This window comes from Rhodococcus sp. UNC23MFCrub1.1 (assembly GCF_000686025.1).
Lineage (GTDB): Bacteria > Actinomycetota > Actinomycetes > Mycobacteriales > Mycobacteriaceae > Rhodococcoides.
Window position 1 is genome coordinate 80049 of record NZ_JMLQ01000008.1, and the last position, 14830, is coordinate 94878.

14 protein-coding genes, 1 tRNA gene and 1 other RNA gene are annotated in these 14830 nt (G+C 68.6%); 9 read left to right on the forward strand and 7 right to left on the reverse strand.

Going from position 1 to position 14830, the window contains the following annotated elements; translation table 11 throughout:
• Positions 1 to 85 precede the first annotated feature (85 nt).
• From BR07_RS0118010 to BR07_RS27110, 4 genes are all read right to left on the reverse strand, one after another.
• Positions 86 to 829, reverse strand: coding sequence for a queuosine precursor transporter (locus BR07_RS0118010; RefSeq protein ID WP_027506618.1), 744 nt, complete (start codon positions 827 to 829; stop codon positions 86 to 88).
• Positions 830 to 907: 78 nt separating this feature from the next.
• The gene (locus tag BR07_RS27870; RefSeq protein ID WP_027506619.1) at positions 908 to 1624 is read right to left on the reverse strand and encodes an RDD family protein; all 717 of its coding nucleotides are present in this window, start codon (positions 1622 to 1624) and stop codon (positions 908 to 910) included.
• A 104-nt stretch (positions 1625 to 1728) separates the two neighbouring features.
• A complete protein-coding gene (gluQRS, locus tag BR07_RS27105; RefSeq protein ID WP_027506620.1) occupies positions 1729 to 2619 on the reverse strand; it encodes a tRNA glutamyl-Q(34) synthetase GluQRS in 891 nt (296 codons plus the stop codon).
• Entirely contained in the window at positions 2616 to 3569 is a 954-nt protein-coding gene (locus tag BR07_RS27110) for a LysR family transcriptional regulator (RefSeq protein ID WP_231476434.1), read from the reverse strand. The genes gluQRS and BR07_RS27110 overlap by 4 nt, the downstream gene beginning before the upstream one ends.
• Positions 3570 to 3697: 128 nt before the next feature.
• On the opposite strand from BR07_RS27110, the gene BR07_RS0118030 reads away from it, so the two are divergent.
• Positions 3698 to 5083 (forward strand): MFS transporter, encoded by a 1386-nt coding sequence (locus tag BR07_RS0118030; RefSeq protein WP_027506622.1) that lies wholly within the window; start codon positions 3698 to 3700, stop codon positions 5081 to 5083.
• Positions 5084 to 5143: 60 nt separating this feature from the next.
• On the opposite strand, the gene BR07_RS0118035 is transcribed toward BR07_RS0118030, so the two are convergent.
• Positions 5144 to 6046 carry an alpha/beta fold hydrolase gene (locus BR07_RS0118035; RefSeq protein ID WP_027506623.1) on the reverse strand — a complete coding sequence of 301 codons (903 nt, stop codon included), beginning with the start codon at positions 6044 to 6046 and terminating at the stop codon, positions 5144 to 5146.
• A 140-nt stretch (positions 6047 to 6186) separates the two neighbouring features.
• Positions 6187 to 6726: a hypothetical protein gene (locus BR07_RS0118040; protein WP_027506624.1), complete on the reverse strand. Its 540-nt coding sequence runs from the start codon at positions 6724 to 6726 to the stop codon at positions 6187 to 6189.
• A gap of 33 nt (positions 6727 to 6759) precedes the next feature.
• On the opposite strand from BR07_RS0118040, the gene BR07_RS0118045 reads away from it, so the two are divergent.
• Complete coding sequence (locus tag BR07_RS0118045; RefSeq protein ID WP_231476435.1) at positions 6760 to 7668, forward strand: DUF2797 domain-containing protein; 909 nt, start codon at positions 6760 to 6762, stop codon at positions 7666 to 7668.
• 50 nt (positions 7669 to 7718) lie between these two features.
• A complete protein-coding gene (locus BR07_RS27800; RefSeq protein ID WP_268788599.1) occupies positions 7719 to 7853 on the forward strand; it encodes a hypothetical protein in 135 nt (44 codons plus the stop codon).
• A gap of 43 nt (positions 7854 to 7896) precedes the next feature.
• On the opposite strand, the gene BR07_RS0118055 is transcribed toward BR07_RS27800, so the two are convergent.
• Positions 7897 to 7981 (reverse strand) — tRNA-Ser (locus tag BR07_RS0118055).
• Between the two features lie 82 nt (positions 7982 to 8063).
• Between BR07_RS0118055 and ffs the strand changes: the two genes are divergently transcribed.
• The 6 genes from ffs (at position 8064) to BR07_RS0118080 (ending at position 14830) form a co-directional block, all read left to right on the forward strand.
• An RNA gene (gene ffs, locus BR07_RS26725) (signal recognition particle sRNA small type) lies at positions 8064 to 8158 on the forward strand.
• 41 nt (positions 8159 to 8199) lie between these two features.
• Positions 8200 to 9486, forward strand: a complete 1287-nt coding sequence (locus tag BR07_RS0118060) for an aminotransferase class I/II-fold pyridoxal phosphate-dependent enzyme (RefSeq protein WP_027506626.1) — start codon at positions 8200 to 8202, stop codon at positions 9484 to 9486.
• A 223-nt stretch (positions 9487 to 9709) separates the two neighbouring features.
• Positions 9710 to 10585, forward strand: coding sequence for a type IV toxin-antitoxin system AbiEi family antitoxin domain-containing protein (locus tag BR07_RS25365; RefSeq protein WP_037186472.1), 876 nt, complete (start codon positions 9710 to 9712; stop codon positions 10583 to 10585).
• A 12-nt stretch (positions 10586 to 10597) separates the two neighbouring features.
• Positions 10598 to 11182, forward strand: a complete 585-nt coding sequence (locus BR07_RS0118070; protein ID WP_027506627.1) for an HhH-GPD-type base excision DNA repair protein — start codon at positions 10598 to 10600, stop codon at positions 11180 to 11182.
• A gap of 46 nt (positions 11183 to 11228) precedes the next feature.
• Positions 11229 to 13442: a DNA polymerase III subunit gamma and tau gene (locus tag BR07_RS25370; protein WP_037186475.1), complete on the forward strand. Its 2214-nt coding sequence runs from the start codon at positions 11229 to 11231 to the stop codon at positions 13440 to 13442.
• Between the two features lie 176 nt (positions 13443 to 13618).
• A complete protein-coding gene (locus tag BR07_RS0118080) occupies positions 13619 to 14830 on the forward strand; it encodes an acetyl-CoA C-acetyltransferase (RefSeq protein WP_027506628.1) in 1212 nt (403 codons plus the stop codon).

The following is a 14830-nucleotide window of genomic DNA, read 5'->3' on the forward strand; positions in this document are numbered from 1 at the left end:
GCAACTCCCCGCGAGTACGCCCATAGTGTCGTGAAGTCGTGCTCGACAACGACAGTATCGACGTACTCGCGGGGGCGGGCGGGGGTCAGTCCGGGGAGTAGGTCGGCTCGCGCTTCTTGATGTACGCGATGACGGCGTAGGTGATCGGGAGCACGAGCACCTCGACGAGGGTCTTCCACAGGAAGCCGACGATGACGTAGTTCACGAAGTCGGCGCCCGTCGTGATGCCGATGACGCCGGCCGCGATGCTGCAGAAGATCAGGGTGTCGAAGAACTCGCCGACCACCGTCGACCCGATGAGGCGGGCCCACAGGTGCTTCTCCTTGGTGCGTTCCTTGATCTTCACCAGCACGATGGAGTTCAACAGCTGTCCGACGGTGTAACCGGCGAGACCGGCGAGGACCAGGCGCGGCACGACGCCGACGACGGTCTCGAGTGCGGCCTGGTTCTCGTAGAACGACGCGGCGGGGAGTTCGATGGCGATCCAGAAGCAGACCGATGTGAGCAGGAGAGAGCCGAAGCCCAGGTAGATGGCGCGGCGCGTCGCCTTGAGCCCGTACACCTCGCTGAGGACATCGCCGAGGATGTACGCGAGGGGGAAGAGGAAGAACGCGCCGTCGGTGTTGATGGGGAGAATCTGGAAGGGCCCGAGCGAGACGTCGGACGCGGCGAAGAAGGCGACACCCTTGCTGGCGGCCACGTTCGAGATCAGCAGTGTCGCGACGAAGAGCGCGACGATGGCGGGGTAGAAGCCACGGCTGATGTGGGCGAACGAGGCCTGTCCAGACGGAGTGTCGCCGTCGGTGGCGGTGGAGTTGGTTGCAGTCACCGGTCGATCCAAGCACCGAGACGACGACGGGCGCGAATCCCCGAAGGGACCCGCGCCCGATGTCGGTGTGTGCGGAGGCTACTTCTTGACCACCTGGGTGCCACCGGCGAACTGATCGTGCTTGCCCTGCTTGGTGGGGCTCGAGTTGACCGTGACGGCGATGACGATCACGGCGATGAACGCGAGCAGGCTACCGAGGAACGGGATGATGTTGAGCAGCGTGAACGCGTTGCGGATCGCGGACTGCTGCAGCGTCGGCCGCGGCGTGCCGGCGGGACCGTGCACCTGGAGTCCGAGGATCTTCTTGCCGAGAGTCGCGCCCTGGCTGACCTCGAGGCCGACGAAGTACGCGAACGTCAGGACGCCGGAGAAGAGCCCTGTGACGAGGATGTTGTCGGTCGCACCGAAGATCGCGGCGAGGATCAGCGCGACGATGCCGACGATGATCCCGTCGATGATGCGCGCGCCCAGTCGAATGCCGAGCCCACCGGGCTGACCGCCGCCGGGCACTCCACCGAAGTTCGAGCCACCGTAGTTGGTGGTGTTGTCGAACTGCGGGGGCGTCGGGTAGCCACCCTGCTGGGGGTAGCCGCCCTGCTGGGGGTAGCCACCCTGCTGCGGCGGGACGTTGCCCTGCGGCGGCGGGTAGTTGCCCTGCGAGGGCGGGGGGTAACTGCCCTGCGAGGGCGGCGGGTAGGACCCCTGCGACGGGGGCGGGTAGGAACCCTGCTGCGGCGGCGGGTAGCTGCCGGGGTTCTGCGGATCCTTGCTCGGGTCGAAACCGCCTGTGGTCATGATGTCCTTCTCGTACGGGTTGACGTGTCGGAGTCTTCTCGCGGCCACCTTACGTCCGATACGCCCCGACCGGTGTGCGATGTTCCGTTGCAACGGGGTCTCGATCAGTGACCGAGCACGAACCACGGCTCCCTCGGGAGCAGGTCCAGGAACCAGTGCGAGGCCAGGTCGGACAGCGATTCGTGCGTGCGCTCGGACGGAACCCCGATCGACGACGCGATCTCGGCGCGGACGTCGGACACGGTCTGCCCGGCGGCGAGTCGGTCGCGCAGGGTGACGGCGCCGTCCCGCTTGGCGAGGCGCTTGCCCGTCGGTCCGAGAGCGAGCGGGACGTGCACGTACTCCGGGATCTGCACGCCGAGCAGACCGGCGAGGTAGGCCTGACGCGGCGCCGACGCGAGCAGGTCGTCCGCGCGAACCACCTGGTCGACGCTCTGGAACCCGTCGTCGACGACGACGGCGAGGTTGTAGGCGGGAACGCCGTCCGTGCGCTGGAGGACGAGGTCGTCGACCACGCCCGTGAACTCGCCGACGAGGGCGTCGGTCACGGTGAACGACCGCGTGTCCGAACGCAACCGCAGTGCGGCGCGTCGGCCCTCGGCGCGGCGGGACGCGCGTTGCGCCTCCGTGAGGTTCCGGCAGGTTCCGGGGTACGCACCCTCGGGAGCGTGCGGTGCGGACGCGGCCTGCTGGATCTCGCGGCGGGTGCAGAAACACTCGTAGACACGGCCGTCGGCGGCGAGGGAGGCGATGGCCTCGGCATAGGACTCTCGGCGATCCGATTGCCGCAGCACCGGCCCGTCGACGGTGATGCCGACGGCGGCGAGATCGTCGAGCTGACGGTGCTCGGCGCCCGGTCGCACGCGATCGAGGTCCTCGACGCGCAGGACGAATCCGCGTCCGGTTCCGCGGGCGAGGAGCCACGCGAGCACAGCCGTGCGGAGGTTCCCGATGTGGAGGTCGCCGGAGGGGCTCGGTGCGAAGCGGCCGTTCACTCGCCGCGACCCATGAGCTCGTCCCGTCGGGACGCGACCTCCGTCCGCAGCGCGTCGACCACCACCCCGACCTCGGGGCGGCGCAGCGTCTCGCCGCGCACGACCAGCCAGTAGGCCAGGGTGACCGACACCTCCGAGCGCAGGATGCGCACGAGATCGCGGTGCCGGTCGGCCATGAAGCACGGCAGCAGGCCGATACCGGCGCCCGCCCGCGTGGCCTCGACGTGCACGAAGACGTTGGTCGAGCTCACCGAACTCCGCATCACCGGGACGTCCGACGACGGGGGAGCGTCGCCGACGGCGACGGAGCGCGCGAGATCGAGGTCGTCGACGTGGAGCATCGACTCGACGAAGTAGACGAGGGGATGGCCGGCGAGGTCGCGTCGGGTGGTGATGGTGTCGTGGTCCTCGAGGTACTCCGGAGTGGCGTACAGACCGAGGCAGTACTCGCCGAGGTGCACGGCCTCGGCGCGGTGCACCTGAGGCGTGCCGACGACGATCTCGATGTCCATTCCCGACCGTTGTTGCGAGGCGCGTCGCGTCGCGGCGACCAGTTCCACGGACACCTCGGGGTGCCGTTCCTGCACACTGACGGCGGCGGGCGCCGCGATGTAGGCGCTGAATCCGTCCGTCGCGGAGATGCGGACGACACCACGCAGCGACGCACCGCCCGGGTCCACCAGGCCGCGCACCACGCTGTCGACCGTCTCGGCCGCGGCGAGTGCGTGTCGGCCCAGGTCGGTGAGTTCCCAGCCGCCCGAGGTGCGGACGAGTACCCGACCACCGAGTGATTTCTCCAGTGAGGCGATGCGGCGAGACACCGTCGTGTGATTGACACCGAGGCTGTCCGCGGCGGCGGTGAAGCGGCCGCTGCGCCCGACGGCGAGGAGGACGAGAAGATCGTCCGCGCTGGGCGGCGTGTGCGCCGAGGAGCGTCCGGACGAGGTCATGTGTGCATCTTTGCAGTTCGGTCGTGCGCGCGCGGCCATTGTGCGGCGCGGTGATCTGCGTCGATACTCGACTCGGCGTGTGCCGTGGATCACTGTCCCGGCACCGGAGACTCAGCAAGGAGAATGTCATGTCGGTTGTCGACAGGGTGGATCGCGACGAGGAACCGTCGGGTCTGCGAAAGGTGGTCGCCGCATCCATGGCGGGCACCGTGGTCGAGTGGTACGAGTTCTTCCTCTACGGCACGGCGGCGACGCTCGTGTTCAGCAAGATCATGTTCGCGGAGGGAACCAGCGAACTCGACGCGATCCTGGCGGCCTTCGTCACGTACGCGGTCGGCTTCGTCGCACGACCGCTCGGTGGCATCGTCTTCGGTCACTTCGGTGACAAGTACGGACGTAAGAAGCTCCTGCAGTTCTCGCTGGTGCTGGTCGGCGCCGCCACCTTCCTCATGGGCTGCCTGCCGACGTTCAACCAGATCGGGTACTGGGCGCCGGCACTTCTGGTGACGCTGCGCTTCATCCAGGGCTTCGCGGTGGGCGGCGAGTGGGGCGGCGCAGTGCTTCTCGTCGCCGAGCACAGCCCCAACAAGAGCCGCGGCTTCTGGGCCAGTTGGCCGCAGGCCGGTGTCCCCGGCGGCAACCTGCTCGCGACGGTCGTCCTGTTGGTGCTCACCACCGTGCTCTCGGAGGACGCGTTCCTCAGCTGGGGCTGGCGTGTCGCGTTCTGGCTGTCCGCCGTCATCGTCTTCGTCGGCTACTACGTCCGCACCAAGGTCACCGACGCACCCATCTTCGTCGAGGCGCAGAAGCAGGCCGAGGTCATCAAGGCCGCGTCGTACGGCGTCTTCGAGGTCGTGAAGCGTTACCCGCGTGGCGTGTTCACCGCGATGGGCCTGCGCTTCGGCGAGAACGTCATGTACTACCTGGTGGTCACCTTCTCCATCACCTACCTCAAGGTCGAGGTGGGAACCGACACCAGCACCATCCTCTGGTGGATGCTCATCGCGCACGCCGTGCACTTCGCGGTGATCCCGTTGGTCGGTCGCCTGGCGGACACCGTCGGACGCCGTCCGGTGTACCTCGTCGGTGCGGTCACCGCCGGCACGTGGGGCTTCTTCGCCTTCCCCATGATGAACAGCGGCCACAACGTCGTCATCATGCTGGCGATCATCATCGGACTGGTGTTCCACGCCTTCATGTACGCCACCCAGCCGGCGATCATGTCCGAGATGTTCCCCACGCGTATGCGGTATTCCGGTGTGTCCCTGGGCTATCAGGTGACGTCGATCGTCGCAGGGTCGCTCGCGCCGATCATCGCGGTGAAGCTGCTGGACGTCTACGGCTCGTCCGTGCCGATCGCCTGGTACCTCGCAGCCTCCGCGCTCATCACGCTGATCGCCGTCGTGGTGGCTCGTGAGACCAAGGGCATCGCGCTCGAGAGCATCGACATCGCGGACGCGAAGAACCTGGCCACCGAGGCCGAGCTCGCGAAGGCCGGTATCCCGACGAAGTAGGCACGCACACAGAATCGCGCCCTCTCCCGCATGACGGGAGAGGGCGCGTTCGTGTGTGTGTCAGGCCTCGGCGACGAGGTGCGGACGCGAGGCACCGGCCTCGCAGTCACGCATGAACTCGGTGAAGATGCGGTCGAAGCGGTCGGGATTGTCGAGATGCGGGAAATGCCCTGCCCTCTCGAAGATCTCGACGCGGCCGTGCGGCAACTCGGCCCGAGCGTTCTCGGTATGCGAGTTGGGGATGATGCTGTCGCGAGCACCCCAGACCAGCATCGCCTGGATGTTGGGGAAGTTGGCGAAGTGCGGTGTCGCACTGATGGTCTGACCGCGGAAGCTGATGACGGAGCGGGCGGTCGCGAGGAACGCGCGGCGGGTGCCGGCGTCCTGGACCGACCCGAAGCTGCGCCACGCCTCGGAGGAACTGGCGCTCATCAGGGGGAGTCCCAGCTTGTCGAGCCGATCGATCGCGAGATCGGTGAGACCGCGCACGGTGCGGTTCGCCATGAGCGGGAGAACGAATTCGCTGCCCGGCAGGGTGGCCGCACGCAGGAGCGGGCTGACCTCGGGGCCGAGACCGCCGCTGGCGATGAGCACCATGCGCTCGACCAACTCGGGGAACAGGTACAGCGTCTGCATCGCGATGCCACCGCCGAGCGAGTGGCCCACGAACGTCGCCGACGTGATGTCCAGGCTGTGCAGCAGGTCGCGCACCGTCGCGGCGTGGGAACTGATGGAGTAGTCCCCGGCGGGCTTGTCCGATTCACCGTGGCCGAACAGGTCCGGCACGATGACGCGGTACCGCTGCGACAGGGTGTCGATCTGCGGTTCCCAGTTGTGATGGGAGCCCAGCAGTCCGTGGATCAGGATGACCGCGGGGCCGTGTCCGATGTCCAGATACTTCAGTTCGTTGCCGTGCAGACTGAGTGTCTGCATGTCCGGCTGTGCGGTATCGAGTGCCGCCATGGGAGATCCCTCCGTTGTACTACCGCTCCAGTGTGCACGCTGGTGGGCGGCGGGGAGCCGTTCCGCGAGCATGTGATCCCAGACATTCACTGCCCGGCGGCGGTGTCGGTCACAAGAAGTTTCGGTGGCGAACGACGCGATCAGTGCGTCAGATACACCTTCACCGCCACGACGATCGCGGCCAGCACTGCGGTGGCGATACCGGCCAGGACCAGGCGAAACGACAGTCCGCGGCCGCGCAGACGCTCGGCGACCACCGGGATCGACGCGATACGCAACGTCACCAGACCACCCGCGAGCCCCTGCGCGAGTGCGCCGGGCAGGATCTCGAGCCACGCCAGCGCCAGCAGCAACGACGGCGCGACGCCCGAGGAGGCGATCGGCAGCGAGTCCCGCAACTCCTCGCGCCAGTCGACGGTGTCGTCGTCGACGGTGCCGGCCGCGACGGCGTCCGCGAAGATGTGGGCGAGGAAGGTGGTGAGCGTGGTGCCGATCACCAACAACGCCGCCGTACCGTTCGCGATGGACGACGGACTGGCGGCGACCACCACGGTCATCACCAGGACGTTTCCGTAGACGTAGGCCGAGAGACGTCGGGTGGCGCGGTGCGGAGGCAGCACGCCGGCCTTGCGCGTCGTCACTCGGCGGTAGAGGGATCCGACGGGTCCGGGTGTGCTCATCCCGGGAATGCTGCCAGGTGGAGAGGAGTCGCGATGGCCCTGGTCGTGCGCGGTGTCGGGTGGCCACGCGGGGAGCCGCTGCTCGGAGTCACCGACACGGACACCGGCGAGGTGACGTCCCGGCCGGTGCTGTCGTCCGCACTGCGATACCGCGCGCTCGACGCGCCGGGTGTGCTGTGGTGCATCGGTCGCCGCGCCGAGGACGGCCGTCCTGTGGCCTGCCCGAACGGTGCGCGCGCCACCTCCGGGGTGCACTGCGACGCCTGTGTCGCGGCGGATCCGTACCGGTTCGTCCACATCGTCCACCGGCAGGACTTCCTGTCGAAGGGGCTCGAGAGCGTCGTGATGCAACCGCACTGGCTCTACGTCGCGACCTTCGCCGACGGGACGGACAAGGTGGGAACGGCGGCGGATCCTCGGAAATGGGGACGGCTCACCGAGCAGGGCGCCGTGGTCGGACGCTACGTCGCACGGGCGGTCGACGGACGCGTGGTGCGGCACCTCGAGGACGCGATGACCGACACTGCCGGTCTGCGCCAGGCCGTGCGCGCCGCAGCCAAGGCGGCGGGGTTGACCCGCCCGATCGACCTCGCCCGCCTCGACCGATCGAACGCCGACGCGGCGACACTGGCGCGCGAGGTGCTCGCCGACCTCGGTCCCGACTTCTCCGACGACGACTTCCGTGTCGTCGACGAGCAGTGGGAGCCGCCCGCGGGCCGAGAGGCGGCCTTCACGGGTCGGCGCACGGCCTATCCGCTGGACACTGCCGTCGGTGCGCACGGCCTGACCGTGCAGTGGTGCATCGGTTCCGCCGTCGGCGCGACGGTGGCGAAGGATCCGGATGCCGTCTACGTCGCCGACCTGGCCCGACTGCGGGGCCGCCGCATCGAGTGGGGCGAGTTCGACACCGCGCTGCCCGCCATGCAGGAAGCACTCTTCTGAGTTTGTCCCCGGCCGCCACGTGGCATTCGTGAGCCATGCCGACCTATCGAGTGAGAGACACCAGCGACGACTCCATCCTGGCCACGGCCGAGCACGAGGACGTGTCGACGGCCGAGGCGTGGGCCGCGGTGGTCGTGGAAGGGCTCGACCCGGCTCCGGTGACCTGGGTGCTGGACAGAGAGTGAGAACGAAGAAGACCCCCGTGCAGTGCACGGGGGTCTTTCTTTGCGGAGGATAGGGGATTTGAACCCCTGAGGGCGTTAACCCAACCCGCGTTCCAGGCGAGCGCCATAGGCCACTAGGCGAATCCTCCGTCGGCTACCTTACCGGCGACACCCCCGTTGAGACGAATCGGGTCGGTTCGGTGGTGCGCGGGGGATGTGGCTAGACTCGTCCACGGATCCCGCGCGGCGCGCATCCTGTGAACTCCCCCAGGGCCGGAAGGCAGCAAGGGTCAACGGGCTCTGCCGGGTGCGCGGGGTCCCCTTAACTTCCCGCCACGCGCAGTCGCCTCGAAAGGCCCTCCTCGCCATGACCGGCCAAGCTCAACTCGGACTGATGAACCCCGACGAGCTGGCCGCGGAGCACGAGAAGCGCACCGCCGAGTACGAGGCACTGGTCGCACGCGGACTCTCGCTGGACCTCACCCGCGGCAAGCCGTCCCCCGAGCAGCTCGATCTCGCGGCCGGCCTGCTCACCCTGCCCGGTGAGGACTACCGGGACGGCAAGGGCACCGACTGCCGCAACTACGGCGGACTGCAGGGTCTGCCCGAGCTGCGCGCCATCTTCGGTGAGCTACTGAACATCCCGGCCGCGAACCTGATCGCGGGAAACAACGCGAGCCTCGAGATCATGCACGACCTCGTGGTGTGGGGGCTGCTGCACGGCACCGTCGACTCGGTGCGTCCGTGGTCGGCCGAACCCGTCGTCCGCTTCCTGTGCCCGAGCCCCGGTTACGACCGGCACTTCGCCATCACCGAGAGCTACGGCATCGAGATGATCCCGGTGACGATGAACGAGGACGGCCCCGACGTCGCCGAGGTCGAGCGGCTGGTCTCGGGCGATCCACAGATCAAGGGCATGTGGTGCGTGCCGAACTACGCCAACCCCACGGGTGCGGTGTACTCGGAGGAGGTCACCCGCGCTCTCGCGACGATGCCCACCGCGGCCGCCGACTATCGCCTGTTCTGGGACAACGCCTACGCGGTGCATCCGCTGGCAGACGAGTTCCCGCCCGCGTACGACGTGCTGAGCCTGGCGGCGGAGGCCGGTCACCCGAACCGTCCGTACGTCTTCGCGTCCACGTCGAAGATCACCTACGCCGGTGCGGGCGTCAGCTTCCTCGGTTCGTCGTCGGCGAACCTCGACTGGTACCTGGGCCACTACGGCAAGAAGAGCATCGGCCCCGACAAGCTCAATCAGCTCCGCCACCTGCGCTTCTTCGGCGACGCCGAGGGTGTGCGCGCACACATGGCGAAGCACCGCGAGATCCTCGCGCCGAAGTTCGCCCGGGTGCAGGAGATCCTCGACGATCGCTTGGGTGCGTCGAAGGTGGCCTCGTGGACCGAGCCCGCGGGCGGGTACTTCATCAGCCTCGACGTGCTCGACGGCACCGCAGCGCGCACCATCTCCCTGGCGAAGGACGCCGGCATCGCCCTCACCGGCGCCGGCTCCGCCTTCCCGTACAAGCGCGATCCCGACGACCGGAACATCCGCCTCGCCCCCAGCTTCCCGTCCACCGACGAGTTGTCCGCGGCGATGGACGGCGTGGCCACCTGCGTGCTGCTGGCCGCGACGGAGAAGCTGCTCGGGTCGTAGTTCGGTCGGTCTCCGCACGGTGCTCCTGTCGTAGCCGGAGCAGGTTGCAGTAGCCGAAGCGGGTTCTGATACCTCGGCCGCCTGTGGACAACGTTGGCTGCACGTGCTCCGTGTCCCGCATCCTGCTCTGGTTGCAACCGGAGCACCTTGCAGAAACCGGAGCAATCAGCGGCCCTGTGGACAGATCAATTCACTGGTCGGCGAGATCGTTCACGATGAGCGCATGGCCGACGACCCACTCATCACCCGACGCGACCTGGTGCACCGCGGTGTCAGCGATTCCGAGATCCGCCGCGCACTCCGGTCCGGTTCGATCTCCTCCGTGCGCCGCGGGTGTTTCGTCGGTTCCCGCGTCATGGCGGACCTGTCTGCGGAAGCGCGCCACCTCCTCAGCGCCAGGGCCGTGCTGTCGGCAGGCGGGTCCGACCTCGTACTCAGCCACGAGTCCGCCGCAGTGCACTGGGGGCTGCCGTTGATCGGCGGGCCACCGCACAAAGTCCATGTCACTGCGACGAGTGGACGACGCGGACGTGTCGACGCGGACAGATACCTCCACAGCCATTCCCTCGGCCCGGTCGACCTGACCACGCACGACCAGACATGTGTGACGACGCTTGCGCGAACCGTCGTCGACCTCGCCTGTTCGCTGTCGTTCGAGGCTGCGGTGTGTGCGGGGGACGCCGCGTCGGCTGATGACGCCGACATCCGGGCGGCTCTGCAGCGATGTGGTCGACGCGCAGGTATCGCCCGAGCGCGACGTGTGGCCGACTTCATCGATCGTGCGAGCGAATCGGTCGGTGAGTCGCGGAGCCGGGTCTACCTCGACCGACACGGACTCCCCCGTCCTCGGCTGCAGGTCGAGATCGTCGTCGACGGACGCGTGTATCGGCCCGACTTCCTGTGGGACAACGTGATCGGGGAGTTCGACGGGATGGTGAAGTACACCGGTGGAGGCGAGGCGACCGAGACCGTGATGATCGCCGAGAAGCTTCGGGAGGATGCTCTGCGTGCCGCCGGGTGGATCGTCGTGCGGTGGACGTGGGCGGACCTCGTCGACGGTCGGCTGGCGCAGCGCATTCGTGCTGCGCTGTCCGCGTGAAAGAATGAGGCCATGGCCACGACGCTGCACTTGGTGGGGGATCCCGACGCCGACGCCCTGCTCGCCTCCGACCCGCTCGCGCTGCTGATCGGGATGTTGCTCGATCAGCAGGTACCGATGGAGTCGGCGTTCGCCGGTCCGAAGAAGCTGGTGGATCGCATCGGGTCGCTCGACGTCCGCGCGATCGCCGAGATGCCGGAGGACGACTTCCTCGCGATCTGCTCCACTCCACCCGCGGTGCACCGGTTCCCCGGGTCGATGGGCAAGCGGATCCAGTCGATGTGCTCGTACATCGTCGACGAGTGGGACGGCCGCGCCGACGCCATCTGGACGGACGGCGACCCGGACGGCAGAGAAGTGCTGAAGCGACTGAAGGCGCTGCCCGGGTACGGCGATCAGAAGGCGCGCATCTTCCTGGCTCTGCTGGGCAAGCAGATGGGTGTGGAGCCGGCCGGGTGGCGCGACGCCGCCGGATCGTACGGCGACGACGGCTCCCGACGATCCATCGCCGACGTGGTCGACGCGACCAGTCTGGGCGAGGTGCGCGAGTTCAAGAAGGCGGCCAAGCGGGCCGCCAAGGAGAGCGCAGGATCGTAGGTTCCCGCCGACCGTTCTGTCGGTCGACGTCGGTACTCTCTCTCGCGTGGCCCTGTACCGGAAGTACCGTCCAGCGACGTTCGCGGAAGTGGTCGGGCAGGAGCATGTCACCGAGCCTCTGTCCGTCGCACTGGACTCGAAGCGCATCAATCACGCCTACCTCTTCTCCGGCCCTCGCGGGTGTGGCAAGACGTCGTCCGCACGTATCCTGGCGCGGTCGCTCAACTGCGTCCAGGGTCCGACGTCGACGCCGTGCGGAGTGTGCGGCTCGTGTGTCGCGCTCGCTCCCGGCGGCCCGGGCAACCTCGACGTCATCGAGCTCGACGCGGCCAGCCACGGCGGCGTGGACGACACCCGTGAGCTGCGTGACCGCGCGTTCTACGCGCCTGCGGAATCGCGCTACCGCGTCTTCATCGTGGACGAGGCCCACATGGTCACGACGGCGGGCTTCAATGCGCTGCTCAAGATCGTGGAGGAGCCGCCCGAGCACCTGATCTTCGTGTTCGCGACCACGGAGCCGGAGAAGGTGCTGCCGACCATCCGCAGCCGCACCCATCACTACCCCTTCCGGTTGCTGCCTCCGCTCGCCATGCGCGGTCTGATGGAGCGCATCTGTGCGGAGGAGAAGGTCACCGTGCAGGATGCGGTGTACCCGTTGGTCATTCGTGCCGGTGGTGGCTCCCCGCGCGACACCCTCAGCGTGCTGGACCAGCTGCTCGCCGGTGCAGGTGACGAGGGTGTGCAGTACACCCGCGCACTCACTCTGCTCGGCGTCACCGACGTCGCGCTGATCGACGAGGCCGTCGACGCACTGGCCGCCCGGGACGGTGCCGCTCTGTTCGGCACCGTCGAGAAGGTCATGGACGCGGGCCACGATCCCCGCCGGTTCGCGGTGGACCTGCTCGATCGGCTGCGCGACCTCATCCTCATGCGTGCAGTCCCCGATGCGGGGGAGCGCGGACTCGTCGACGCCCCCGCCGACATGCTCGAGCGGATGCGCGACGAGGCGGAGCGCATCGGCCCGGCCACGCTGGCCCGATTCGCGGAGACGGTGCACGCCGGACTCGGTGAGATGCGCGGCGCCACGGCTCCCCGGCTGTTGCTGGAGGTCATGTGTGCGCGGATGCTGCTGCCGGCGGCGTCCGATGCGGAAAGTGCTGTGCTGCAACGGTTGGAGCGACTCGAACGGCGCCTCGACGTGACCCTGCCCGCAGGCGAGGCCGCTGCGGTCGAGGCCGAACATCAGCACGACCGCCTCGAGGCGGCGGCGCAGCAGCAGACGTACCGCCGTCCGTCCGAGCGGGCGGCCGAGCCGGCCCCCGCTCCCGCGCCCGTCGTCGACGCCCCCGCAGCCAGAGTCGCTGCACCGGAACCGGTCACACCCGAACCTGCGCGCCCCGAACCGGCCGCAGCGCAGCCGCCCGCCGCGCAGCCGGCCACCCCTGAGCCCGAGCCGACCCCTGAACCCGAGCCGACCCCGGAGCCCACCCCGGTAGCCGTGGAACCCCCGGCCGCCGAATCGACGCCACCCGAGCCCACCGAGTCGGCACTCGAGCAGACAGAGACGGCAGCAGAGACAGCACCCGAGCCCGCCGCGCCGAGTCCCGCCGCGGCGGAGGGTCCGGATGCCGCGGACGTGCGCGCCGTCTGGTCCGAGGTGCGGACCAAGGTGCGCGAGCGCAGCCGCACCGTCGAGGTGATGCTCTCGGGCGCCACCGTGAAGTCCGTCGGGGACGGGGCGATCGTGTTGGCGCACGACTCGGTACCGCTGGCCAAGAGGCTGGTCGAGCCCCGCAACGCCGAGGTCATCAAGGACGCGCTGCGTGACGTCTTCGGCGTCGAGTGGACCGTGGTCTGCGAGGCGGGCGACGGCACCGCCCGGTCGGCGGCACCGGCGCCGGCATCCACCCCGGCCGAGCGCCCGGCGTCCACCGGCCCTCGGTTCTCGCGCCCGAGCAGGTCGGCGCCCACCCCGGAGCCGGCACGGCCGGCGCAGTCCGGCAGCGCCCCGGCGCGGTCGACGCCCTCGCGCCCGTCCGACGACGACATCCCCCCGCCGCCCGAGGAGCCCGACTATCCGGACGACCCGGGTCCCTCGCCGTACGACGGTCCACCTCCCCCGGAGAGCCCGGAGGAGCAGGAAGAGCTCATGAAGCAGGCGAAGGAGCCGGTCGATCCGTCGACGCGTCGCGATCCGGACGAGGTCGCGCTCGAGCTGCTGCAGTCCGAGCTGGGTGCCACCCCGCTGAAAGACGTCTGACCTGCTGCTGACGGTGTGAAACACCGGCAGGAGTGTCACAGTGCGCGCTCGTTTCGGTCCTTTCGGCAGCGCGGCTCCATGCCTAGGGTGAATGGCGTCGAGGTCTGTCCTCGTGGGCGCCGGTGTCTCCAGTGCACCGTGCTGCCCGAGTCTCACGTCGGAAGGAACTGTGTTCAGTGACCACAGAGGCATACATCTACGAAGCCATCAGAACACCGCGAGGTAAGGGTAAGAACGGGTCGCTGCACTCGGTCAAGCCGATCTCGCTGGTCACCGGGTTGATCGACGAGCTCCGCCGTCGTTTCCCCGACATGGACGAGGATCGCATCTCCGATCTGATCCTGGGCGTCGTCTCGCCCGTGGGAGATCAGGGTGCCGACATCGCCCGTACCGCGGTGCTCGCCGCGAAGATGCCCGACACGGTCGGCGGCTTCCAGCTCAACCGTTTCTGCGCGTCCGGCCTCGAAGCCGTCAACCTCGCCGCGCAGAAGGTGCGGTCGGGCTGGGACGAGCTCGTCATCGCCGGTGGCGTGGAGTCGATGTCCCGCGTTCCCATGGGATCGGACGGCGGCGCGTGGGCCATGGACCCGCAGACCAACTACGACACCTACTTCGCCCCCCAGGGCATCGGCGCCGACCTCATCGCGACGATCGAGGGCTTCACCCGTGAGGACGTCGACGCGTACGCCGCGCAGTCCCAGGAGCGCGCTGCAGCCGCATGGTCGGGTGGCTACTTCACCAAGTCCGTCGTGCCGGTCACGGACCAGAACGGTCTGCTGATCCTCGACAGTGACGAGCACATGCGCCCCGGCACCACCGTCGAGTCGCTCGGCAAGCTCAAGCCGGCCTTCGAGGGCATCGCCGCGATGGGCGGGTTCGACGACGTCGCGCTGCAGAAGTACCACTGGATCGAGAAGATCGATCACGTCCACACCGGCGGTAACTCGTCGGGCATCGTCGACGGTGCGGCCCTGGTCGTCGTCGGCAGCGAGGACGCCGGCAAGTCGATGGGCATGACGCCGCGCGCTCGCGTCGTCGCGACCGCCACCAGCGGCGCCGACACCACCATCATGCTGACCGGGCCGACGCCCGCGTCGAAGAAGGTGCTGGCCGCGGCCGGCCTGACGGTCGACGACATCGACCTGTTCGAGCTGAACGAGGCATTCGCCTCCGTGGTCCTGCGCTTCCAGCGCGACCTGAAGATCCCGGGCGAGAAGCTCAACGTCAACGGTGGCGCCATCGCGATGGGCCACCCCCTCGGTGCCACGGGCGCCATGATCACCGGCACCGTGCTCGACGAGCTCGAGCGTCGGAACGGCCGCTACGCACTGATCACCCTGTGCATCGGCGGCGGCATGGGCGTGGCCACCATCATCGAGCGAGTCTGA